At 69.9% G+C, this 20,979-nt stretch carries 20 protein-coding genes; 15 read left to right on the top strand and 5 right to left on the bottom strand.

The window, feature by feature from the left end:
• Window positions 1-93 precede the first annotated feature (93 nt).
• The 10 genes from hisG to JRI60_RS30355 are packed head-to-tail and all read left to right on the top strand — an operon-like array spanning window position 94 to window position 8,812.
• Window positions 94-948: an ATP phosphoribosyltransferase gene (gene hisG / locus JRI60_RS30400; RefSeq protein WP_204219408.1), complete on the top strand. Its 855-nt coding sequence runs from the start codon at window positions 94-96 to the stop codon at window positions 946-948.
• Window positions 945-2,246, top strand: a complete 1,302-nt coding sequence (gene hisD / locus JRI60_RS30395; RefSeq protein WP_204219406.1) for a histidinol dehydrogenase — start codon at window positions 945-947, stop codon at window positions 2,244-2,246. The genes hisG and hisD overlap by 4 nt, the downstream gene beginning before the upstream one ends.
• Window positions 2,243-3,283 carry a pyridoxal phosphate-dependent aminotransferase gene (locus tag JRI60_RS30390; protein ID WP_204219404.1) on the top strand — a complete coding sequence of 347 codons (1,041 nt, stop codon included), beginning with the start codon at window positions 2,243-2,245 and terminating at the stop codon, window positions 3,281-3,283. Before hisD ends, JRI60_RS30390 begins: the two co-directional genes overlap by 4 nt.
• Window positions 3,280-3,873, top strand: a complete 594-nt coding sequence (gene hisH / locus JRI60_RS30385) for an imidazole glycerol phosphate synthase subunit HisH (RefSeq protein WP_204219402.1) — start codon at window positions 3,280-3,282, stop codon at window positions 3,871-3,873. The genes JRI60_RS30390 and hisH overlap by 4 nt, the downstream gene beginning before the upstream one ends.
• Window positions 3,870-4,583 (top strand): HisA/HisF-related TIM barrel protein, encoded by a 714-nt coding sequence (locus tag JRI60_RS30380; protein WP_204219400.1) that lies wholly within the window; start codon window positions 3,870-3,872, stop codon window positions 4,581-4,583. Before hisH ends, JRI60_RS30380 begins: the two co-directional genes overlap by 4 nt.
• Entirely contained in the window at window positions 4,580-5,116 is a 537-nt protein-coding gene (locus JRI60_RS30375; protein ID WP_204219398.1) for an imidazoleglycerol-phosphate dehydratase, read from the top strand. The genes JRI60_RS30380 and JRI60_RS30375 overlap by 4 nt, the downstream gene beginning before the upstream one ends.
• Before the next feature lies 1 nt (window position 5,117).
• A complete protein-coding gene (gene hisF, locus JRI60_RS30370; protein ID WP_204219396.1) occupies window positions 5,118-5,876 on the top strand; it encodes an imidazole glycerol phosphate synthase subunit HisF in 759 nt (252 codons plus the stop codon).
• The gene (gene hisN, locus JRI60_RS30365) at window positions 5,877-6,653 is read left to right on the top strand and encodes a histidinol-phosphatase (RefSeq protein WP_204219394.1); all 777 of its coding nucleotides are present in this window, start codon (window positions 5,877-5,879) and stop codon (window positions 6,651-6,653) included.
• Window positions 6,653-7,267, top strand: a complete 615-nt coding sequence (gene hisIE, locus JRI60_RS30360) for a bifunctional phosphoribosyl-AMP cyclohydrolase/phosphoribosyl-ATP diphosphatase HisIE (RefSeq protein WP_204229159.1) — start codon at window positions 6,653-6,655, stop codon at window positions 7,265-7,267. The genes hisN and hisIE overlap by 1 nt, the downstream gene beginning before the upstream one ends.
• A 12-nt stretch (window positions 7,268-7,279) precedes the next feature.
• Window positions 7,280-8,812 (top strand): Ca2+-dependent phosphoinositide-specific phospholipase C, encoded by a 1,533-nt coding sequence (locus JRI60_RS30355; protein WP_204219392.1) that lies wholly within the window; start codon window positions 7,280-7,282, stop codon window positions 8,810-8,812.
• A gap of 2 nt (window positions 8,813-8,814) precedes the next feature.
• Here the strand turns inward: JRI60_RS30355 and JRI60_RS30350 are convergent, their stop codons facing one another.
• The 4 genes from JRI60_RS30350 to JRI60_RS30335 all read right to left on the bottom strand — a co-directional run bounded on the left by JRI60_RS30350 (window position 8,815) and on the right by JRI60_RS30335 (window position 13,551).
• Window positions 8,815-10,710 carry a ribonuclease R family protein gene (locus JRI60_RS30350; protein ID WP_204219391.1) on the bottom strand — a complete coding sequence of 632 codons (1,896 nt, stop codon included), beginning with the start codon at window positions 10,708-10,710 and terminating at the stop codon, window positions 8,815-8,817.
• A 40-nt stretch (window positions 10,711-10,750) separates the two neighbouring features.
• A complete protein-coding gene (locus JRI60_RS30345; RefSeq protein ID WP_204219390.1) occupies window positions 10,751-11,476 on the bottom strand; it encodes a WD40/YVTN/BNR-like repeat-containing protein in 726 nt (241 codons plus the stop codon).
• Window positions 11,477-11,544: 68 nt separating this feature from the next.
• Window positions 11,545-12,354, bottom strand: coding sequence for a hypothetical protein (locus tag JRI60_RS30340; RefSeq protein ID WP_204219389.1), 810 nt, complete (start codon window positions 12,352-12,354; stop codon window positions 11,545-11,547).
• Between the two features lie 45 nt (window positions 12,355-12,399).
• Window positions 12,400-13,551, bottom strand: a complete 1,152-nt coding sequence (locus JRI60_RS30335) for a hypothetical protein (RefSeq protein WP_204219388.1) — start codon at window positions 13,549-13,551, stop codon at window positions 12,400-12,402.
• Window positions 13,552-13,626: 75 nt separating this feature from the next.
• On the opposite strand from JRI60_RS30335, the gene lpdA reads away from it, so the two are divergent.
• Window positions 13,627-15,024, top strand: a complete 1,398-nt coding sequence (lpdA, locus tag JRI60_RS30330) for a dihydrolipoyl dehydrogenase (protein WP_204219387.1) — start codon at window positions 13,627-13,629, stop codon at window positions 15,022-15,024.
• Between the two features lie 75 nt (window positions 15,025-15,099).
• Here lpdA and JRI60_RS30325 read toward each other — a convergent pair whose 3' ends face one another.
• Window positions 15,100-15,888: a DUF72 domain-containing protein gene (locus tag JRI60_RS30325; RefSeq protein ID WP_204219386.1), complete on the bottom strand. Its 789-nt coding sequence runs from the start codon at window positions 15,886-15,888 to the stop codon at window positions 15,100-15,102.
• A gap of 249 nt (window positions 15,889-16,137) precedes the next feature.
• Between JRI60_RS30325 and lipA the strand changes: the two genes are divergently transcribed.
• The 4 genes from lipA (at window position 16,138) to lipB (ending at window position 20,976) form a co-directional block, all read left to right on the top strand.
• Complete coding sequence (gene lipA / locus JRI60_RS30320; protein WP_204219385.1) at window positions 16,138-17,076, top strand: lipoyl synthase; 939 nt, start codon at window positions 16,138-16,140, stop codon at window positions 17,074-17,076.
• Window positions 17,077-17,113: 37 nt separating this feature from the next.
• Entirely contained in the window at window positions 17,114-18,388 is a 1,275-nt protein-coding gene (locus tag JRI60_RS30315) for a dihydrolipoamide acetyltransferase family protein (protein ID WP_204219383.1), read from the top strand.
• A gap of 87 nt (window positions 18,389-18,475) precedes the next feature.
• The gene (locus JRI60_RS30310) at window positions 18,476-19,894 is read left to right on the top strand and encodes a ClpX C4-type zinc finger protein (RefSeq protein ID WP_204219381.1); all 1,419 of its coding nucleotides are present in this window, start codon (window positions 18,476-18,478) and stop codon (window positions 19,892-19,894) included.
• Complete coding sequence (lipB, locus tag JRI60_RS30305; protein ID WP_204219379.1) at window positions 19,891-20,976, top strand: lipoyl(octanoyl) transferase LipB; 1,086 nt, start codon at window positions 19,891-19,893, stop codon at window positions 20,974-20,976. Before JRI60_RS30310 ends, lipB begins: the two co-directional genes overlap by 4 nt.
• Window positions 20,977-20,979 lie beyond the last annotated feature (3 nt).

The raw sequence follows: 20,979 nt of genomic DNA, 5'->3' as shown, positions 1-20,979 counted from the left end.
GAAGCAAACGCAGCAGTGAACGGAAGCCCGTCCCACCCAGGACGGGCTTTTTTCGTTTCCGGGCCCGTCCCCCCCCACCTACCGAGTACTCAGATGCTGAAAATCGCCCTGCCCAACAAAGGCCGTCTCTCCGAAGAGGTCCGTGAGCTGTTCAACGATGCCGGCCTGGAGGTCCGCGTTCGAGGAGAACGTGCCCTCACCGCGTCGCTCGGCGGCGAGTTCGAGGCCATCTTCGTGCGCGCCCAGGACATTCCCGAGTTCGTCGCGGATGGCGCGGCGGACGCGGGCGTCACCGGGTGGGACCTGGTCTGTGAGTCCGGCCGCGAGCTGGAGCTTCTGATGGACCTGGAGTTCGGCAAGTGCCGGTTGGTGGTGGCCGCCCGCGAGGAGAGCGGCATCCAGAAGCTCGAGGACATCCAGGACGGGGTGCGCGTGGCCTCGTCCTTCACGCGGCTGACGCAGGAGTTCTTCACGAAGCGAGGCCATCGGGTGACGGTGGTGCCGGTCTCGGGCGCCACGGAGATCGCCCCGCACCTGGGCATCGCGGACATCATCGTGGACCTGACGTCCACGGGCTCCACGCTCAAGATGAACGGTCTGCGTGAGGTGGGAACGGTGGTCCAGTCGAGCGCGCGGCTGATCGCTCGCAAGGGCCACGCGCCCGAGGCGGCCGCGAAGCTGGATGAGTTGCGGCAGGCGCTGGGCTCGGTGCTGGCGGCCCGGGGCAGGCGCTACCTGATGGCCAACGTGCCGCGCGGTGTGCTGCCCAATGTGCGCGAGGTGCTGCCGGGCCTCAATGGCCCCACCGTGGTGGATGTGCAGGGCGGTGACTTCGTGGCCGTGCACGCCGTGGTGCCCGCCAAGAGCATCTACCGCACCATAGCCGCCCTGAAGAACCTGGGCTGCGAGGGCATCCTCGTCACCCGAATCGAGAGGCTGATGCCGTGAGCGCTCCCACCCTCAAGTACCGGGGGCGTCTGAAGGAGCTGTCCCCCGAGGCTCGCCGTCGTCTGCTGGACCGCACGGGCGGGTCGGACACCCGCGTTGCCCAGCGCACCGCGGACATCATCGCCCGCGTGCGCCGGGACGGAGACAAGGCCCTGCGCGACATGGCGCGCGAGTTCGACCGCGCGGAGCTGAAGTCGCTCGAGGTTCCGCGCTCGGTGTGCGAGGCGGCGCTGGCCTCGCTGGAGCCGAAGCTGCGGGACGCACTGGCCCGCGCGGCGCGCAACATCACCCAGGCACACGCGGCGCAGAAGCCCCAGGCCACCGAGGTGGAGACGGAGCCGGGCATCATCGTCGGACGCCGGCCGGATCCGCTCGGGCGCGTGGGCGTGTACGCGCCGGGTGGCCGCGCCGTGTACCCGAGCAGCGTGCTCATGGGCGTGGTGCCGGCGAAGGTGGCCGGGGTGGGCGAGGTCATCGTCTGCTCGCCGCCCGGCCCGGATGGCAGGCCCTCGGCGGGCGTACTGGCGGCGGCGGCGCTGGCCGGCGCGGACCGCGTCTTCGCCCTCGGTGGAGCGGGGGCGGTGGCGGCCATGGCCTACGGCACCGAGAGCGTGCCTCGGGTGGACCGCATCGTCGGCCCCGGCAACGCCTACGTGGCCGCGGCCAAGCTGCAGGTAGTGGACGCGGTGGCCATCGACGCGCCGGCGGGTCCGAGCGAGATCCTCGTGGTCGCGGACAGCTCGGCGGACCCCGAGGCGGTGGCGCGGGAGATGCTGGCCCAGGCCGAGCACGATCCGGACGCCTGCTGCGTGACGGTGGCGGTGGGCGATGTGTTCGCGGACGCGGTGGCCGCGGCGGTGGGACGGGCGTCGGCGCGGGCGAAGCGTCAGGAGATCGTTACGCGGGCCCTGAGCGACCGGGGCGCCGTGCTGAGCGTGGACTCGCTGGAGGAGGCCTGGCCCTTCGTGGCGGACTTCGCTCCCGAGCACCTGCTCATCGCCACCACGTCGCCGCTGGCGGACCTTCCCAAGGCGCGCAACGCGGGCACGGTGTTCGTGGGCCAGTACGCCTCGGTGGCCTACGGCGACTACATGACGGGAGCCAACCACGTGCTGCCCACCGCCGGCCTGGCCCGTGCGTACTCGGGGCTGAGCGTGCTCGACTTCTACCGGTGGACCACGTACCAGCGCGTGACGCGCGACGCGGCGGCTCGGCTCGCCGACGACGTGGGCCTGCTGGCCGACAGTGAGGGACTCTTCGCCCACGCGGATGCCGCTCGCGGCTGGAGGAAGTCATGAGCCTGCCCTCGCGCGCCTCCTTCGCGGACATCCGCCTGTACTCGCCCTCCAAGCTGAAGTGCAGCGTGGACCTGAGCGACAACACCAACCTGTTCGGCATGCCTCCGGCCGCCGAGCGTGCCCTGCGCGAGGCGACGGCCTCCCTGGCCAGCCGCTACCCCACGGGCTATGCGCCGGACCTCCGGCAGGCCGTGGCCGCGTACACGGGGATGGAGCCCGCGCAGGTCACGACCGGGTGCGGCTCGGATGACGTCATCGACAGCGCCCTCCGGGCCTTCCTGGAGCCGGGGGATGCCCTGGCCTTCCAGGAGCCCACCTTCGTGATGGTGCCCTACCTCTCGAAGGTGAACGCCCTGCGGGCTCTCCCGGTGCCGCTCCGGCCGGACTACGACATCGACGTGGACGGGCTGCTGGCCACCCGGGCGAAGCTCATCTACGTCTGCACCCCCAACAACCCCACGGGGACGGTCATCCCCCGGGCCTCGATGGAGCGCCTGGTGGACAACGCGTCCGGCGTCGTGCTGATCGACGAGGCCTATGCCGAGTTTGCCCGGGAGAGCTTCCTGGATCTGGCGCGCACGCGGCCCAACGTGCTGGTGACTCGCACCCTGTCCAAGGCCTTCGGTCTGGCGGGCATGCGGGTGGGCTACGCGGTGGGCCACGCCACGCTGGTGACCGAGGTGGAGAAGGCCCGGGGCCCGTACAAGGTCACGGGCCTGTCCGAGCGGCTGGCGGCCGTGGCGCTGACGCAGGACGTGGAGTGGATGAAGGCGCGGGCGGCGGAGTCCCTGGCCATCCGTGCACGGCTGGAGGCCGAGCTCGGGAAGCTGGGACTCGAGCCACTGCCGTCCGAGGGCAACTTCGTGCTGGTGCCGCTGGCCGGAGCGCCCGCGGTGGCGGAGCGGATGCGGCAGCGGGACGTGAATGTGCGGGCGTTCCAGGGACTGACGGGAATCGGGGACGCGCTCCGGATCGGATGCGGCCCGTGGACCATGATGGAGGCGGCGCTCGGAGCGCTGCGGGAGGCTCTGCCGTGAGAGTGACGCTGTTCGACTATGGAGCGGGCAACCTGCACTCGTTGGCCAAGGCATTGGCCACGACGCCGGACGTGGAGGTGCGCGTGCAGGAGGATCCGGTGCGGGCGCTGGACACGGACGTGCTGGTGCTGCCGGGAGTGGGCGCATTCGGCGCGGCGGCGGCTCGGATGGAGCCGGGGCGCGAACAGATGCGGCGCGCGGTGTTGGATGGCCTGCCGTGCCTCGGCATCTGTCTGGGCATGCAGCTGATGTTCGACACGAGCGACGAGGGTGGGGGCCAGGGTCTGGGCCTCTTCCGCGGCCGGGTGACGAAGCTGCGCGCCCGGCACGTGCCTCACATCGGGTGGAACTCGGTGGAGGAGGACACCGCGCTGCGGAGCGCGAAGCTGGACACCGTCTACTACGCGCACAGCTACGTCTGCCGCGCCGAGGAGCCCGGGGTGGTGGTGGGCTGGACGACGCACGAGGAGGACCGTTTCCCGGCGTCGGTGCGGCGCGGGAAGGTGCTCGGTTTGCAGTTCCACCCGGAGAAGAGCTCAGGGGCGGGTGTGCGTTTCCTGCAGGCCTTCCTCGAGGAGGTGCGCAAGTGATCGCCATTCCTGCCATCGACCTGCGCGAGGGCGCCTGCGTGCAACTGGTGGGCGGTTCGTATGCCGACGAGCGGGTGCGGGTGAAGGATCCGCTGGACGCGCTGAAGCGTTGGCGCTCGTACGGCTTCAAGAGCTTCCACGTGGTGGATCTGGACGCCGCGTTGGGCAAGGGCTCCAACGAGGGTCCCATCGGGACGCTGCTGAGCCACGAGCAGGGACTGGCCTTCTCGGTGGGTGGTGGCGTGCGGAGCACGTCCAAGGTGGAGGCGCTGCTCGCACTGGGCGCCTCCTACGTGGTGGTGGGCACGAAGGCCATCGAGGACGCGGAGTGGCTGCGCGAGGTGGCCGAGCGCTTCCCGGGCCGGGTCGTGGTGGCCGCGGACGTGAAGGGCCGTGAGGTGTTGACGCGCGGCTGGACGGCGGGCAGCTCCCGGGACATCGCCCAGGTGCTGCGGACCCTGGAGCCCCTGCCCCTGGGAGGCCTGCTGGTGACAGCGGTGCACAAGGAGGGGCAGATGGAGGGCGTGGACCTGCCGCTGATGGAGGAGGTGGCTCGCTCGAGCCGCCATCCGCTGCTGGCCTCGGGTGGCGTGACGACGCTGGAGGACCTGCGGGCCCTCGGGCGCGTGGGGGCTTTCGGCGCGGTCATCGGCATGGCGCTGTACACGGGCAAGCTGGATGCGGCCGAAGTGGCGCGGGAGTTCGTATGACGACGATCGTTCGGGAGACGAAGGAGACCAAGGTCACCGTGGAGATCGCCCTGGGCAAGGGAACCACCAAGGTGGACACGGGCCTGCCCTTCTTCGATCACATGCTGTCCACCTTCGCGCGCTACGCGGGCCTGGACCTGACGCTGCACGCGCGGGGCGACCTCCGGCACCACCTGATGGAGGACGTGGCCATTACCCTGGGCGCGGCGGTGCAGAAGGTGATTCCGGCCACCGCGGCCCGCTACGGCGAGCGCACCATCCCCATGGACGACGCGCTGGTGCAGGCGTGCATCGACGTGGGCGGGCGCTTCTATTACCGGGGTCCGCTGCGCAACAAGCTGTACGAGCACGTGATGCGCTCGTTCTGCGAGCACGCGCGGGTGACGCTGCACCTGCGCATCCTGCGCGGCAAGGACAGCCACCACGTGACGGAGGCGGCCTTCAAGGCGCTCGGCATGGCGCTGCGTGACGCGATGGTGGACTCGGGAGTGGTCTTCAGCACGAAGGGCGCGGTCGCCCTGGAGGTGAAGTGAGATGCTCACACGGCGACTGATCGTCTGTCTGGATGTGAAGGGCGGGCGCGTGGTGAAGGGCGTCCAGTTCGAGGGCCTGCGGGACGTGGGAGACCCGGTCGAGCTGGCCATGCGCTACGAGGAGGCGGGTGCCGACGAGGTGACCTTCCTCGACATCTCCGCGAGCAACGAGGAGCGCGCGACGCTGTGGGACCTGGTGCAGCGCACGGCGGAGCGGCTGTTCATCCCGCTGACGGTGGGCGGTGGTGTGCGCACGGCGGACGACGTGGGCCGGGCCCTGCGGGCGGGCGCGGACAAGGTGAGCATCAACTCGGCGGCGGTGGCCCGGCCCGAGGTGCTCACCGAGTGCGCCGAGCGCTTCGGGGCCCAGTGCGTGGTGGCCAGCATCGACGCCAAGCGCGATGGGGACAAGTGGCGCGTCTACACGCATGGTGGCAAGCGGGCCACGGACCTGGAGGCGGTGGCCTGGGCGCGCGAGTGCGTGAAACGTGGAGCAGGTGAAATCCTGCTCACCAGCATTGACAGGGACGGGGCTCGTTCGGGGTATGACCTGGAGCTGACGCGGGCGATCGCCGAGCAGGTGGACGTCCCGGTCATCGCCTCGGGTGGTGCGGGCAACGCGGAGCATGTCCGGGCCGCGTTGAAGGAGGGCAGGGCGGACGCGGCGCTGGTGGCGGGCATCCTCCACGATGGCGTCACCACGGTCGGGGCGATCAAATCGCTACTCCGCGAGAGCGGCCTCGGGATCAGGAGCCTCTGAATGGACGCGCAGTCGTTGATGCAGGCGGCGGAGGAAGTGGCGCGCAGGGCGGGAGACGTGGCGCTCGACTTCTTCCGCAAGGGCGTCAAGGTGGACATGAAGGGGGACGGCACGCCGGTGACGGTGGCGGACCGGACCGCGGAGACGACGGCGCGCGAGTGGATCGAATCCCGCTTCCCCGAGGACGGAATCCTCGGGGAGGAGTTCGGCGAGACGCGGCCCGGGGCGAAGCGCCGGTGGATCCTGGATCCGATCGACGGCACGAAGTCATTCATCCACGGCGTGCCGCTGTGGGGCACGCTGGTGGCCCTGGCGGAGGGCGAGCGGATATTGGCGGGCGCGGCGTACTTCCCGCCCGTGGGAGAGCTGCTCGTGGCGGCGCCGGGGCAGGGGTGCTGGTGGAATGGGAAGCGGACGCGGGTGTCGGAGCAGGCGGATCTGTCCAAGTCGCTGGTGCTGGCCTCGGACGAGCGCTTCCGGGTGTATCCGGAGCGCGGGGTGAAGTGGCGCGAGGTGATGGCGAAGGCGTACCTGGCGCGGACGTGGGGGGACTGCTACGGCTACCTGCTGTTGGCCACGGGGCGGGCGGAGGTGATGATCGACGAGGAGCTGTCGCCGTGGGACGCGGCGGCGCTGCAGCCCATCGTCGAGGAGGCGGGAGGAGTTTTCACGGACTGGACGGGGACGAGGACCTCGTTCGGCGGCAACGCCATTGCGACGAACGCGGCGCTCGCGAGCCAGGTGCGCGAGATGCTGGGCGCGACGAAGAGGGCATGATGTTGGATCTGTCGAAGCTGGATTTCGCCAAGGGCAACGGGTTGGTGACGGTGGTGACGCAGGACGCGAGCACGGGCGACCTGCTGATGGTGGCGTTCGCGGACCGCGAGGCGTTGGAGAAGACGCTGGAGACGGGCGAGATGTACTACCGCTCTCGCACGCGCGGGCTGTGGCACAAGGGCGGCACGAGCGGGAACGTGCAGCGCGTGGTGTCCCTGACGGCGGACTGCGATGGAGACGCGGTGCTGGCGCGGGTGGAGAAGGCCGGTCCGGCGTGCCACACGGGCGCGGAGACCTGCTTCGACATCGGTCCGGTGGACGCGCTCGTGGAGCTGGACAAGACCATTGCCCAGCGGGCGGCGAAGGCACCGGAGCCGGGAGAGAAGCCGAGCTACACGCGGCGGTTGCTGGACGACCGGAACCTGCGCCTGAAGAAGATCGGCGAGGAGGCGGCGGAGCTGGTGACGGCGTGCGCGGATGGGGACAAGGAGCGCGCGGTGGAGGAGGCCGCGGACGTGCTCTACCACCTGCTCGTGGCGGTGCGCCCGCTGGGCGTGACGCTGGAGGACGTGAAGGACGTGCTCGCGCGCCGTGCCCGTCCCTCGAAGGGATGAAGGAGAGAGCTCATGAAGGCCTGGCTGAAGATCGTTTGCGGAGTGTTGGCGGTCGTGGGAGTGCCCGCGCTGGCCCAGCCCGCGTACAACGAGGTGCGGCAGAAGTCGTCGCACAACTCGTACCAGCGCGACGAGGCTCTGATCGATCAGCTCGTGTACCACCGCGTCCGCTCACTCGAGTTCGACATCCACAACGGCAAGAGCGGATGGTCCGAGGTGACGGGCAACTGGTACGTCTACCATTCGGACGTCGTCGACCATGAGACCACGTGTCACCGGCTCTCCGACTGTCTGGACGAGCTGCGCGCCTTCCACCTCGCCAATCCCGCGCATGAGGTGGTGACGGTCTGGGTGGATCTCAAGGATGCCTTCGAGTCCGGCCGCATGCCACAGGACCTGGACAACCGCATCACCGCGCACCTGCCCGCGTCCTGGCTCTTCAAGCCCTCGGATGTGATGGCGGCCTGCCCGGGTGCCTCCAGCCTGCAAGCGGCGGTGACGGGCGCCTGTGGCTGGCCCTCCACCACGGCCCTGAAGGGCAGGTTCATCATCGCCCTCACCGGCGGGGACGTGTCCTCGCCCACCAGCAAGCTCAACACCTACGTGTCCAACGGCTCCACGGCCACCAGCCGCGTGGCCTTCATCGCGCCCGACCTCACCAGCTCCTCGGCAATTGGCGCGAAGGGCCATGCGGTGTTCTTCAACATCCAGAACGACAACTCCTCCCTGGCCTCCAGCGTGTACTCGGCGGGCTTCATCAGCCGGGTGTGGGGCGTGAACGACTCGGCGTCGTGGAGCCGGGCGGTGTCGGCGATGGCGAATCACATCGCCACGGACAAGGTGAGCTTCCACCAGGACGGGTGGGCGGTGACGCACAACGCCCTGGGGTGGCCCTTCGGGTGCTTCGGGTCCTGGTCGTGCGGCGGCTATCAGGAGTCCGTGGACGTCATCGGCGCCGAGGTGGACTCTGGAGACATCTGGGGAAGCAGTGACAGCTTCCTGTTCGCCTCCGAGTACAACGGCGCGGTGACGACGACCACCTGGACGGCGGCGGTGAACACGCCCAACAGCCACGTGGAGGAGTGGGCCAAGGGGTGCCTGATGGTCCGCGAGAGCACGGCGTCCAATGCACGCTACTTCGCGGTATGCCGCCCGGCGGACAGCCACAAGCCCCGCATCCAGTACCGCACGAGCACGGGCGGCTCCTCGTCCTCGGCCGAGGTGGACATCGTTCCGGCGGACACCGTCGACCAGGAGAGCGTCACGTTCCTCCGCCTCACGGTGCAGTACGACGGGACGCAGACGTGCGCATGGGGGTACGGCTCGCAGAACGCCTCGACGTGGAAGCTGATCGGCAGCAGGTGCTTCTCCGGTCTGCTGGGACACCAGGGTCTGGCGGCCAGCTCGCATGACAGCGGACGGGTGAAGCTGCTCTTCGGCAACGTGAAGCGGGGCTCGACCCCGTACCGCCAGGCCTCCTTCCCCTCCAAGGTGGCGGTGGGCGGGGGGGTGAGCAACTGGCGGATCTTCGACGGCGTGTTCTGACCTCACCCGGCGAGCGCGAGCTCGATGCGGCCGTGCTGTTCGTCGGTAGTGGCCACGCGCACCTTCAGGGGCATGCCGATGGTGAAGGTGCGCGCGGGCCCCACGAGTGACGTCTCCCGAGGATCGGGCTGGTAGGGCCCCTCCGGCAGCGTGTCCGCCGGGAGGTAGCCCTCCACCAGCATGCCGTCGAGCTGGACGAGCAGGCCGAAGGGTTTGACCCGGGTGATGAGTCCCATGTGCTCCCGGCCCACGTGCGCGGCCATGATCCGGGCTTCCAGCACGCGGTGGCGATCCTTCTCGGCGCGGTGGGCGGTCCGGGAGCGCTCGTTGAGGTGCACCGCGAGCTGCTCGACGGAGGGGTCTTCGTGCACGAAGTCGCGCCGGCCCCGCAGGTACTGCTTGAGGGCACGGTGGACGGAGAGGTCCGCGTACCGCCGGATGGGCGAGGTGAAGTGCGCGTAGGCGCGCGCCGCGAGCCCGAAGTGCATGGCGGGCACCACCGTGTAGCGCGAGGGGCCCAGCGAGCGTCGCAGCACCGAGCGCAGTGCCGACTCCGCGGTGCAGCCGGCGATCTGCCGGTCGAACGCGGCGAGCGCCAGTGGAGTGAGCCTGCGGCCGAAGCCCGCCGCGAAGCCCGAGTGTTGCGCGAAGGCGGCCAGGTCGGCCACGCGCTGCGGATCCGGCTCGTCCTGGACGCGCAGGAGGGCAGGGACGCCCCGGTCGATGAGCCACCCCGCGATCGCCTCGTTGGCGGCCACCATGAAGCGCTCGACCAGGGCGTGTGCCGTCGTGGGCCGCACGGCCTCGATGCCGGAGACCTCGCCCGTCTCCTCGTCGAAGGTGAAGCGGGCCTCCTCGCGCGCCATCTCGATGCCGCCGCGTCCGGCCCGTGCCACCGCCAGCCGCGCCGCCGCCGCGCGGAACCACGGCATCGCCTCGCGCACCACCGCCATCGGTTCGGACACCTCTTCCTTGTCGAGGTAGTCCGCCACCTCGGTGTAGCTGAGCTTCGCCCAGGAGCGGATGAGGCTCTCGTATACGTCCGCGGCGGTGACGTGCCCCTCCGGATCGATGCGCAACTCCACCGTGAGGCATAGCCGGTCCTCGCCGGGCACGAGGCTGATCCAGTTCGTCGAGAGCTCCTCGGGCAGCATCGGCAGCATGGCGCCGGCGAGGTACACGCTGGTGGCCCGCTCGCGCGCCACGCGGTCCAGCGCCGAGCCCTCGGTGACGAATTCCGCGGCGTCCGCGATGGAGACGAACAGGCGCAGCGCTCCATCTCCACCCGCGGGCAGCACGGAGATGGCGTCGTCGATGACGCGCGTCGAGGGCGAGTCCACCGTGACGGTGGGCACCTGGCGCAGGTCTCGCCGGGCCCCGAGCGCATGTGGGGTGGAAAGGACGCGCTGCACCTCGGCCCGTGCTTCCGGGGCGAAGTCGCGGCGCAGCCCGTGGCGCACGATGATGCGCTCCAGCGAGCGGTCCGCGCCCGGCTCCAGCTTGCGCAGGAGCCAGGCCTTGCCGTCGGCGATGCGAGCCACCAGCGCGTCCCCGTGCTGCACCTCGACGCCGGCTGCCTCCAACGGCCAGTCGCCATTGGCCACGTCCCGGTCGATGCGCAGGTGCACCACCCCCTTGCGCGTCACCACCTCGCCGTAGACCTCCTGGCGCGGGCGATGGAGGAGGGACAGCCCGCTCGCGTTCCAGCGCCCGTCGGCCGAGGCCGTCACGGTCGCGGAGACGACGTCGTCGGCGAGGTAGGGGTTGAGCTCGGGCGGCGGGATGAAGGCGGAGAGCACCTCGTCGGCGCCGGAGGGGTGCACGACGAGGAAGCCGTAGCCGCGAGGGTGGACGTCGATGCGGCCGGTAACGGTGCGCGAGGGGGCGGGCGTGTCCATGGACAGCGGCGCATGTTACCTGTTGCGCGGCACTTGGGTTTCAGCGCGCGGGAACGAGCTTCTTCCCTTCCCGGCGCCAGGAGCGCGGCAGCACGGCGCGGACCTGGGCGGGGGCTCCCTGCTCCTGGCGCTCCAGCCGTGTGCCCTGGTCCTCCGAGGACACCACCCAGCGTGTCCCCGTGGCGTCTCGCGCTTCGAGCCATGGCCTCGTAGGGGGCACCGGGGGTGGTTGCTTCACGGTGCGCCAGGTCTTGCCCCCGTCCGCGGTGGTGAGCACGTGGAGGGGGGCGTTCTCCTGGCTCGTGTCCTCGAGCCACACGGTGCCGTGTTGGCGGTCCGCCCAGGCCATCTGGACTGGCCATTCGGACCAGACCTCCTTGGGCAGCTTGCTCCGGCGTTTCCACGTCGCTCCGCAGTCCGCGCTGGCGAACAGCGTGAGCTCCCCAGGGCCCTCCGTGCTCCAGCCCACCAGGGCGCGGCCCTCGCAGCCCGCGAACTCCACGAAGAGCACCTCGCTGTGTTCCATGGTGGGGAGCACTTCGGTCCAGCGCGTGCCTCCGTCGGTGCTGCGCAGCAACAGCGCCCGGAGTGAGTGGGACGGGGCGACGAGCTTCCCGTAGAGGTACAGGCCCGCCTCCGCGCGCACCGGCAGCGTGAGCCCGGTGATGTGCAGCAACACCTCGTCATCGGGCTCGGCCGCGCCTGCTCGCAGTTCCACGGGCGGGGGCGTGGTGGCGAGCAGTGCGCACAGGTATAGGGAGAGCATCGGGGTCTTCTCGGAAGGGGAAGACCCTCACCCTAACCCTCTCCCAGAGGGAGAGGGGATGGACACGGTCACTGCTTGGAGAGGCCGCGTTCGACCAGTGACACCAGGTCGGCCTGCACTCCCACGAGCGCGAAGCCGAAGTTGCCCCAGTTGTAGATGTCCCGGCGCTTCACGTCCGCGCCACCCCCGAGCAGCCGCAGTCGCGCGTAGGCGCTCACGTCGCCCTTCGCGCTCAGCGGAATGCCCAACGTCAGCGCCACGTCGTAGATGCCGCCCGTGGTGTTGCCCAGCAGTCCGAAGGTGGACAGTGCGTCGGCCTCGAGCCCCGCCCAGACCCGCGAGGGCAGCTCGTAGCGCAGCCGCGTCTTCAGCGCCCCCACCACGCCGATGTCGCTCTCCTTCGTGTAGCGCGTTCCGTCCACCGCGCTCAGGTCCACCAGCGCGTTGCGGATCTGCACGCTCGCCCCGATGTCCCAGGAGAAGCGCTCGCCGTTGACGAGCCGGTAGAGGTAGCTGGCCCGATACCCGTCGAACAGGTAGCGGCTGTCCACCGCCGTGCCCGCCGGGAACACCGTGCCGCGGAAGTCGATGTCCCTGGACAGTGTCGCGCGCGTGGTGATCTCGAACGGCGCGTACAGCAGGATGAGGCCGTGGCGCTCTCCCAGCCTCGCCTCGAGCGCGATCCGTTGGGTCCGATACAGATTGGCCTTCTGGTTGAGCTCGTCGGCCTCGTACTGGGTGCCGGTCGGGCCGTAGCGCCCGTCGTTCTGGAAGATGTAGGCCGGCCCCGTTTCGTACTCGGCGACGAGCGCCGACAGCGGGCTTTCAGCCAGGGCCGGGGTGGCCATCAGGGTCAGTGCGAGCAGGTGGATTCGCATGGGCGGCCCCTTCGATGCCCATCCTCCTGCTCCGTTGCACCCCGCTCACCGCGTTCCGCGCGCCTCTACCTCGCTCAGCGTGAGCTTGTCCTTGTCGGGGAACACGCTGAGCGCCTCCACCTCCAGCAGCGGCACCGGCAGCGCGCAGGTCTCCCACTGTCCGGTGCCACGGAAGCGGCAGGCCACCGGAAGGACGAAGCTCGTGTTCGTGTCCGGATCGCTCAGCCCCAGGTCCCCCTCGGTACGGACGACAGCGCGCAGGGTCCCCGCACCACTGGCTCGCACGCGCAGGGCTGTCAACTGGCGCACGGGAGGGTCGAACACCGCGCTCAGCGCACCGTCCTTCTCCCAGCGCGGCGCCTGAGGGGTCGCCGTGAGGTTCGCACTCGTGGCCTCTTGTCCGTCAAAGGCCTTGTCTCCGTTCTGGGCTCCCAGGGTCCGGGTGGGCTTCAGCACGGCGCTCTCTCCAGCCGGATTCGCCTGGACGAGCTGCGCCAGCGCGGGCACGTGGCCCTGCACCACGGCCGCGTTCAACACGTTCGCGGGGAACTGCCCCGCCCGCGAGCAGGTGGGCGCCAGCTGTCCGAGCATCTCCTTCTGCGCGGCCGTCAGCATGTCCCTGGCCACGGCCGCCGGTGCCAACAAGGAGCGTGTCACCTCGGCGCAGGCGGTCGGGGTCCCCGGTCCGGCGTGCTCCAGGTTCCAGCGCATGTTGGCTGGGTTGGCTGAAAGCCCGGCGTTCAGCCCCAGCACTGCCCGTGTGACGGAACCCGCACAGGGATTGGTCCCGGCCGGGCAGCGTTGGCACAGGGCCACCAGCAGCTCCCGCAGGGGCGTCGTCCCCGAGTCGAGCGGGGAGCGGGCATCCAGGGCCGCTCCCAGCTCACAGGCGCGCGCGGGCGGCTGGGAGCAGGCGTCCAGCTGTTGCCGGACCGCGGAGAGGGCGGCCGGGTCCGTGGGGGCTCGCACCGCGCCTTCCAGGGTGCGATCCAGGGTGCGGCAGGTCTGGGCGCCCGGGGTGGGGCCAGCCTCGGGGCCACGAGGCTCCACGTCGATGACCCTCTCGTCCGTCTTCGCCGGGGCGGGGGTGGGGCTCTCGACCTGACGCTCGGTCAGATGGGTGAGGTAGTACAGGCGCGCGAAGGCCACCAGGGCCAGCGCCATCAGCAGCAGCGTTCGGAGCGGAAAGCGTCGCACGGTGCAAACTCCTTGATTCCGGCCGGGATGGGTGGTTATCAGCGCCGCGCGGGTACATCCACTCCGGAGGCGTTCGTGGCTGAGACTTTCGACGTGGTCATCATCGGTTCGGGCCCTGGCGGTTACGTCGGTGCCATCCGAGCCGCGCAGCTCGGGCTGAAGACGGCTATCATCGAGAAGGACAAGCGCCTGGGTGGCACCTGCCTCCACCGCGGCTGCATCCCCACCAAGTCCCTCCTCTGGTCCGCCGCGCTGCTCAACCACATCCGTGAGGCCGCGGACTTCGGTATCGAGGTGCCGGCTCCGGTGGTCAACTGGGCCAAGGTCCAGGAGCACAAGCAGAAGGTGGTCACCAAGGGTGCCAACGGCATCGACTACCTGATGAAGAAGAACAAGGTGACCGTGTTCAAGGGGCACGGCCGCATCGCCGGCAAGGGCAAGGTCGAGGTCGCCCTCGAGGGTGGCTCCAAGCAGACGCTGGACACCAAGAACATCATCATCGCCACCGGCTCGGTGCCCAAGTCGCTGCCCAACATCGTCGTGGACCACAAGCGGGTCCTCAACAGCGACTCCATCCTGGAGATCGACCGCATCCCCAAGAGCCTGATCGTCATCGGCGCGGGCGCCGTGGGCTGCGAGTTCGCCTCCGTCTTCAACCACATGGGCAGCCAGGTCTCCATCGTGGAGTACATGCCCAACCTGCTCCCCATCGAGGACATCGACGCCTCCAAGGAGCTGGAGAAGCACTTCAAGCGCCGGAAGATCGACCTCCACACAGGTGCCAAGGTGGAGAAGGTCGAGAACACCGCCAACGGCGTCAAGCTGACCATGACCGTCGGCAGCGAGACCCGCACCATCGAGGCCGAGCTCGTCCTGTCCGCCGTCGGCCGCGCTCCCGTCACCGAGGACATCGGGCTGCAGCTCACCTCCATCAAGCCCGACCGCGGTTTCATCAAGACCGACACCATGATGCGCACCACCGAGCCGAACGTGTACGCGATCGGTGATGTCATCCCCACGCCCATGCTCGCCCACGTGGCCAGCGCCGAGTGCGTCCTCGCCGTCGAGCACATCGCCGGCAAGAACCCCGCTCCCATCAACTACGACCTCACCCCCTCCGCTACCTACTGCTACCCCGAGGTGGCCTCCGTCGGCCTCACCGAGAAGAAGGCCAAGGAGCGCGGCTACGACGTCAAGAGCGCCATCTTCCCGTTCTCCGCCGTCACCAAGGCCTCCATCTCCAACGAGGCCATCGGCATGATCAAGGTCGTCTCCGACAAGAAGTATGACGAGGTCCTCGGTGTCCACCTCGTCGGCCCCCACGCCACCGAGCTGCTCGCCGAGGCCTGTGTCGCCATGCGCCTGGAGATCACCACCGAGGAGCTCGCGCACACCATGCACGCCCACCCCACGCTCTCCGAGATCATGAAGGAGGGCGCCGAGGCCACCCTGGGTCACCCGATCCACATCTGAGCCACGGCTGGTAATCCGGTGGGTTCAGATACCCTCACCCCGTCCCTCTCCCGGAGGGAGAGGGGTGGGGGGGAATCAGGCCGTTCGGGACTCTTCTGTCTCGGACGGCCTTCGCATGTCCGGCGGTGGGTGCACTGGCACTCGGCCCAGCAGCTCCGCCAAGTCGAACGCGTCTAGCAGCGCGTGCCCGTGTAGGTCGTTGTTGAAGTAGACCCAGGCCGTGCGTCCCTTGCGTCTCCAGGTGTCCAGAGCGCACGCCACCGGCCAGAGCGCCTCGCGGCCATAGCGCCCGGCATAGCGCGAGCCCGCTCCGTGGAAGCGCAGGTAGCGGAAGCCCCCCGTGACGCGCGGTGGGGGCACCGGCACCAGGTCGTGCTCGCACACCGCCACGCCCCAACGGTCGAGCACCTCCAGCACCTCCTCGTGGTACCAGGCCGCGTCGCGGAACTCGAAGACGTACTGGACGTCGCGGGGCAGGGCGGAGAGGAAGCGATCCACCCGCTCCGGATCCGGTTTTTTCATCTGTGGCGGGAGCTGCCACAGCACCGGGCCCAGCTTCGGGCCCAGGCGCAGGATGACGTTGAAGTAGCGCTCCAGGCCTTCTCCCACGTCCGTCAGCCGCTTCATGTGTGTCAGGTAGCGGCTGCCCTTGCACGCGAAGCGGAAGCCCGCGGGCGTCTGCTCCCTCCATCCGTCCACCGCGTCCGCCGTGGGCAGCCGGTAGAAGGGGGCGTTCAGCTCCACCGTCGCGAACACCTGGGCGAAGTAGGGGAGCCAGCGGCTGGCTGGCAGCTTGGGAGGGTAGAAGAGTCCCTTCCAGTGCTTGTAGACGTAGCCACTCGTCCCCAGGTGGATGGCCCTCATGCCCCAAGGATGGGCACTCCCGCCCCGCCAGGGAGTCGAGCCCGGGGCCCTGGGTCCGCTCATCCGTCGAGCAAGATTCGCTTACAGCCCCCGGGAAGGGCTCTCGCCCCCCTGCGCGCGCCGCCGCTGCCCTCCGAGGGCTGAGACGTTAGAACGGGAGGAGTATCGTGGTGCGAGGAAGCTGACGCCTCGCGTCAAGGCTTCCCGCTTGACCCTGCTTTCGCCCCAACCGTACAAGGCCCGCGACCCATGGCAACTCCCGATCGTTTCCCCCTGCCGCAGGTATCCGAGTCCACCCGGAAGCCCGAGTGGCTGAAGGTGCGCCTCCCCCACGGGGAGGGGTACGAGCGGGTGAAATCCATCGTCCGCCGCACGAAGCTGGCCACCGTGTGCGAGGAGGCCCGCTGCCCCAACATCGCCGAGTGCTGGGGTGGTGGCACCGCCACCGTCATGCTCATGGGCGAGGTGTGCACCCGTGCGTGCCGCTTCTGCCACGTGAAGGTGGGCGCGCCCCCTCCGTTGGACCCCATGGAGCCCATCCACCTGGCCCAGGCCGTCAAGGAGATGGATCTCGAGTACATCGTGGTCACCTCCGTGAACCGGGATGATCGGCCGGACGGCGGCGCCAGCCACTTCGCCTCGGCCATCCGCGAGCTGCGCCAGCACTCGCCGAAGACGATCGTCGAGGTGCTCATCCCCGACTTCAAGGGCGTGGAGCGCGACCTGACCACCGTGGCCGAGGCCCGCCCGCACGTGGTGGCCCACAACGTGGAGACGGTGGAGCGCCTCACCCCCACCGTGCGCGATCGGCGCGCCACCTACCGCCAGTCCCTCAAGGTGCTCGAGTACCTCAAGCAGCGGCCGGAGCGGCTCTACACCAAGACCTCCATCATGGTCGGTCTGGGTGAGACGGACGCCGAGCTGGATCAGACCTTCAAGGACCTGCGCGCGGTGGGCGTGGACGTGCTCACGCTCGGTCAGTACCTGCAGCCGTCCCAGTACCACCTGCGCGTGGAGCGCTTCGTCACTCCTCAGCAGTTCGAGGACTACAAGAAGCTCGCCGAGTCCTACGGCTTCCTCTACGTCGCCTCCGGGCCGCTGGTTCGCTCCAGCTACCGCGCCGCCGAGTTCTTCATGAAGGGACTCATGGAGCGCGAGCGCCTGGGGCTCGCCAGCAGCGGCACCTGACGCCTTTTTCTACCCCACACCCGATACGGATCCGCGAATGGCGATCTTCGAGTTCAAGCTGCCCGACCTGGGCGAAGGTGTTCAGGAGGGCGAGCTGGTCAAGTGGCACGTCAAGGCCGGCGATTTGGTCAAGGAGGACCAGACGCTCGCCGAGGTGATGACCGACAAGGCCACCGTGACCGTGCCCAGCCCCAAGGCCGGTCGTGTCGTGCAGACGCACGGCAAGGAAGGCGAGATCGCCAAGGTCCATCAGCTCCTCGTCACGATGGAGATCGAGGGCGCCGCTCCGGTCCAGGCCTCGGGTCATGGTGCCCCCGCCGCCCATGGCGCTCCGGCCGCGGCTCCCGCTGCCCAGCCCGCGGCCGTGGCCGCCCAGGCCACGGGTCCCCAGGCCGCCTCCAAGGTGCTGGCCACGCCGCTCACCCGCCGCATGGCGGCCGAGCACGGCCTCAACCTCGCGGAGATCCCCGGCTCCGGTCCCCAGGGCCGCGTGATGAAGGCCGACGTGGTGGCCGCCCTCGAGGGTGGCCGCTCCGCGCGCAACGAGGTGGCCGCTCCGGCCCAGGCCCGTCCGGCCGCCCCCTCGGTGGTGTCGGGCCGTGGCGACGAGCGGATTCCCCTGCGCGGCCTGCGCAAGAAGATCGCCGAGAAGATGGTGCGCTCGAAGTTCACCGCGCCGCACTTCGGCTTCGTCGAGGAGGTGGATTCCACCGAGCTGGTGGCCCTCCGCAAGCGCCTCAACGACACCCTGGCCGCCGCCGGCGAGAAGGCGAAGCTGTCCTTCCTGCCCTTCATCGTGAAGGCCGTCATCGCGGCGATGAAGAAGTTCCCCCAGGTCAACGCCAACATGGACGAGGCCGCCCAGGAGCTCGTCGTCCGGGGCGAGTTCAACATCGGCATCGCCGTGGCCACCCCCGAGGGTCTCACCGTCCCCGTCATCAAGCACGCGGACCGGCTCACCCTGCGCGAGCTCGCCGAGGAGATCGTCCGCCTCAGCAACGCGGCGCGTGAGCGCAAGCTGAAGATGGACGAGCTCACCGGTGGCACCTTCACCATCACCTCGCTCGGCCAGACGGGTGGCATCTTCGCCACGCCCATCATCAACCACCCCGAGGTGGCCATCATGGGCATCCACCGCATGCGCAAGCGCCCCGTGGTGGACAAGAACGATCAGATCGTCGTGCGCGAGATGATGAACGTCTCCATCTCCGCCGATCATCGCGTCATCGACGGCCAGGTCGCCGCAAACTTCGTCTACGAGGTCATCAAGTACCTGGAGCATCCGGACATGCTGTTCCTGGCCATGGCCTGACGGCCGGGCCGCCTGCCGGGGGCGCGTGCCTCGCCGGGAGCGTTCGCGCAACCGCGCTCCCGGCCTCCGAGGAGGTTACGCTGCCCCATGGCCGAGAACGTTCGCGACGTCATCCGCGCCGCCCAGGCCGCGGAGCTCGGGGGGGACAAGCCCCGTGCCATCGAGCTGCTCCGCCGCGCCGCCGCCTTGTATCGGCGCTCGGGCAGCGGGGATCGGGCCGCGCAGTTGCTGCGCTACGCCCTCAAGTTGGATCCCTCCCGCTCCGAGCTGGAAGAGGAGATCCGTCAGTTGGAGGCGGGAGCCCGAGCCGACGCGGTCGTGCCACCGCCTTCCGGTTCCGATCCGGAGGATGAGCCCGAGCCGGACACGTGGGAGATCGAGGAGGACACCTCGAGCTCCCTCACGGAGGCCCTGCGTCAGGCCGAGCTGGCCGTGGACCGCCGGGTCAATCCGGTTGCCGCCGCCGTGGCGGCCGTACGCTCCGCCGTGCTCGGCGCCGAGGTGTCGGGGCCGGTGGTCGAGCCGCCAGAGGCCGTGGCTCCTCCCGTGGCTGCTCCCGCTGACCCTCACCCCAACCCTCTCCCAGAGGGAGAGGGGGCTTTCATCGAGCGGGGACCGACTCGCGCGGATCCTTCCCTCGAGGCCTGGTGCTCCTTCTGCTGCCGGCCTCGTGCGGAGGTGGGTCCGCTCGTCGCGGGTCCCGCCGGAGCGTTCATCTGCTCGGCCTGCATCGGTGAGTCGAATGTGCTGCTCGGCGGCGTGGCCCCGGTGCCACCGTCGGCCGCGCGGGGCAGGGTGAGGGGGGCCTCCCGGCCTGTCTCGTTCGAACTGGTGGGGCAGGAGGCGGCCCGTGAAGGTCTCGAGCGCGGCCTGGCGGCGGGGGTGCGCCGCGTGCTGCTGCTCGGGCCCGAGGGCTCCGGGAAGAGCACCTGGATGCGGGCTCTCGCGGAGCAGGGCAGGGGCGTGCTCGTGACTCCCGACTCCCTGGACCGGGCGCCCTTGGACGCCATGCTCCTCGTGGAGGACGTGGACCGGCTCCCGGCCGCCGAGCAGGCCTCGTTGGGCGCCTTCCTGGCCCGCCACTCCGAGCGGACCGTGCTGATGACCGCCCGGGGCGATCCGGCGGCTCCGGGGCTCGTGCTGCTCTCGGACTCCGGGCGTCTGCCCGTGCCCACCACCGCCACGCTCTCCGCGGCCGTTCAGGGCGCGCTGCCCCTCGTCCTGTTGGAACAGGTGCAGAGCCTCATTCCGCTCGAAACGCCGACCGTCGAGGATCTGATCGAGATCGCCCGGCGCCAGCTCGCCTCGCGCGAGGATCGCCAACTCTCCGACGAGGCGTTCACCGCCCTCGCTACCGAGGCCTCCCGCTCACCCCGCTCCGGGCATGAGTTGCGAGCGCTCCTGGCCCGGGTGCCTCCCGGTACCTGGCGCCTGGAGGTGAAGAAGGGGACGAGGAAGGGGAAGGCGAGTCCGGCCCGTCGTGGCCGGCGGAAGGGAAAGTCGTGAACACGCTGACGGTGTACCGGTTCGGCCGGGTCGAATACGAGGACGGCCTCCAGCTGATGAAGCTCTTCGGCGAGGCCCGGCGCCAGGGGCTGTGCGGGGACTCCCTGCTCCTGCTCGAGCACCCGCCCATCCTCACCCTGGGCCGTGGTGCGAAGCGCTCCAACATCGTCGCCAGCGACGCGCGTCTCTCCTCCGAGGGCGTGGAGATCTTCGAGACCGATCGCGGCGGGGACGTCACGTACCACGGGCCCGGGCAGCTCGTCGGCTACCCCATCTTCCTCCTGCCCGAGCAGCGCCACGACGTGCGCCGCTACGTGCGCGACGTCGAGCAGTGCATCATCCGCACCCTCGCCGAGTACGGCCTCTCCTCCGGCACCATTCCCAAGTGGCCCGGTGTGTGGCTGGGCCAGGAGGACTCACCGGACGTCCGGAAGATCTGCGCCATTGGCGTCCACCTCTCCCGCTGGCTCACCAGTCACGGCTTCGCGCTCAACGTCAACACGCACCTGCCGCACTTCGAGCTCATCGTCCCGTGCGGCATCCGCGAGGCCGGGGTCACCTCGATGCGCAAGGAGCTCGGCCGCCCCGTGCCCCTGGCCGAGGTCGAGGACAAGGTGGCCCGGCATTTCGCCGACGTCTTCGAGCTCCAGCTCGCCGAGCCCAAGCCCCTCACGCGCACCGTGTGCGTCACGTTGATGCGCGGCAGGGGGCCGGAGGCGCGCGTGCTGCTGCTCCGCCGCCGCCCCGAGCGCGGTGGCTTCTGGCAGATCGTCACCGGCCGCCTGGAGCCGGGAGAGCAGCCCCGGGAGGCCGCCGCCCGCGAGCTGTTCGAGGAGACGGGGCTGCGCACCGACGTGGTCGACCTGGAGTACCGCCACGCCTTCGCCGTCGGCAGCGTGGTGCCTCCGAGGCTCGTGGAGGAGAACGGGTTCGCGGCCCGGTGCTCCGACGACTTCCAGGTCCACCTCGGCGACGAGCACGATGCGCACGAGTGGGTGGACGTACCGACCGCCCTCGCCCGGCTGCCGTTCCGCGGGCTGCGCGAGGGCGTCCAGCGCGCCCGCCGGGTGCTCGGGGGTTGAGCA

Origin of the sequence: Archangium violaceum (assembly GCF_016887565.1) — a bacterium.
Lineage (GTDB): Bacteria > Myxococcota > Myxococcia > Myxococcales > Myxococcaceae > Archangium > Archangium violaceum_B.
The sequence above is the reverse complement of the archived record's forward strand: the minus strand, read 5'-3'. Positions and strand labels throughout refer to the sequence as shown.

Coding starts and splice junctions, on each gene's coding strand:
- hisG (WP_204219408.1), top strand. CDS start 94: ATGCTGAAAATCGCCCTGCCCAACAAAGGCCGTCTCTCCGAAGAGGTC.
- JRI60_RS30390 (WP_204219404.1), top strand. CDS start 2,243: ATGAGCCTGCCCTCGCGCGCCTCCTTCGCGGACATCCGCCTGTACTCG.
- JRI60_RS30375 (WP_204219398.1), top strand. CDS start 4,580: ATGACGACGATCGTTCGGGAGACGAAGGAGACCAAGGTCACCGTGGAG.
- hisF (WP_204219396.1), top strand. CDS start 5,118: ATGCTCACACGGCGACTGATCGTCTGTCTGGATGTGAAGGGCGGGCGC.
- hisN (WP_204219394.1), top strand. CDS start 5,877: ATGGACGCGCAGTCGTTGATGCAGGCGGCGGAGGAAGTGGCGCGCAGG.
- hisIE (WP_204229159.1), top strand. CDS start 6,653: ATGTTGGATCTGTCGAAGCTGGATTTCGCCAAGGGCAACGGGTTGGTG.
- JRI60_RS30355 (WP_204219392.1), top strand. CDS start 7,280: ATGAAGGCCTGGCTGAAGATCGTTTGCGGAGTGTTGGCGGTCGTGGGA.
- JRI60_RS30350 (WP_204219391.1), bottom strand. CDS start 10,710: ATGGACACGCCCGCCCCCTCGCGCACCGTTACCGGCCGCATCGACGTC.
- JRI60_RS30345 (WP_204219390.1), bottom strand. CDS start 11,476: ATGCTCTCCCTATACCTGTGCGCACTGCTCGCCACCACGCCCCCGCCC.
- JRI60_RS30340 (WP_204219389.1), bottom strand. CDS start 12,354: ATGCGAATCCACCTGCTCGCACTGACCCTGATGGCCACCCCGGCCCTG.
- JRI60_RS30325 (WP_204219386.1), bottom strand. CDS start 15,888: ATGAGGGCCATCCACCTGGGGACGAGTGGCTACGTCTACAAGCACTGG.
- lipA (WP_204219385.1), top strand. CDS start 16,138: ATGGCAACTCCCGATCGTTTCCCCCTGCCGCAGGTATCCGAGTCCACC.
- JRI60_RS30315 (WP_204219383.1), top strand. CDS start 17,114: ATGGCGATCTTCGAGTTCAAGCTGCCCGACCTGGGCGAAGGTGTTCAG.
- JRI60_RS30310 (WP_204219381.1), top strand. CDS start 18,476: ATGGCCGAGAACGTTCGCGACGTCATCCGCGCCGCCCAGGCCGCGGAG.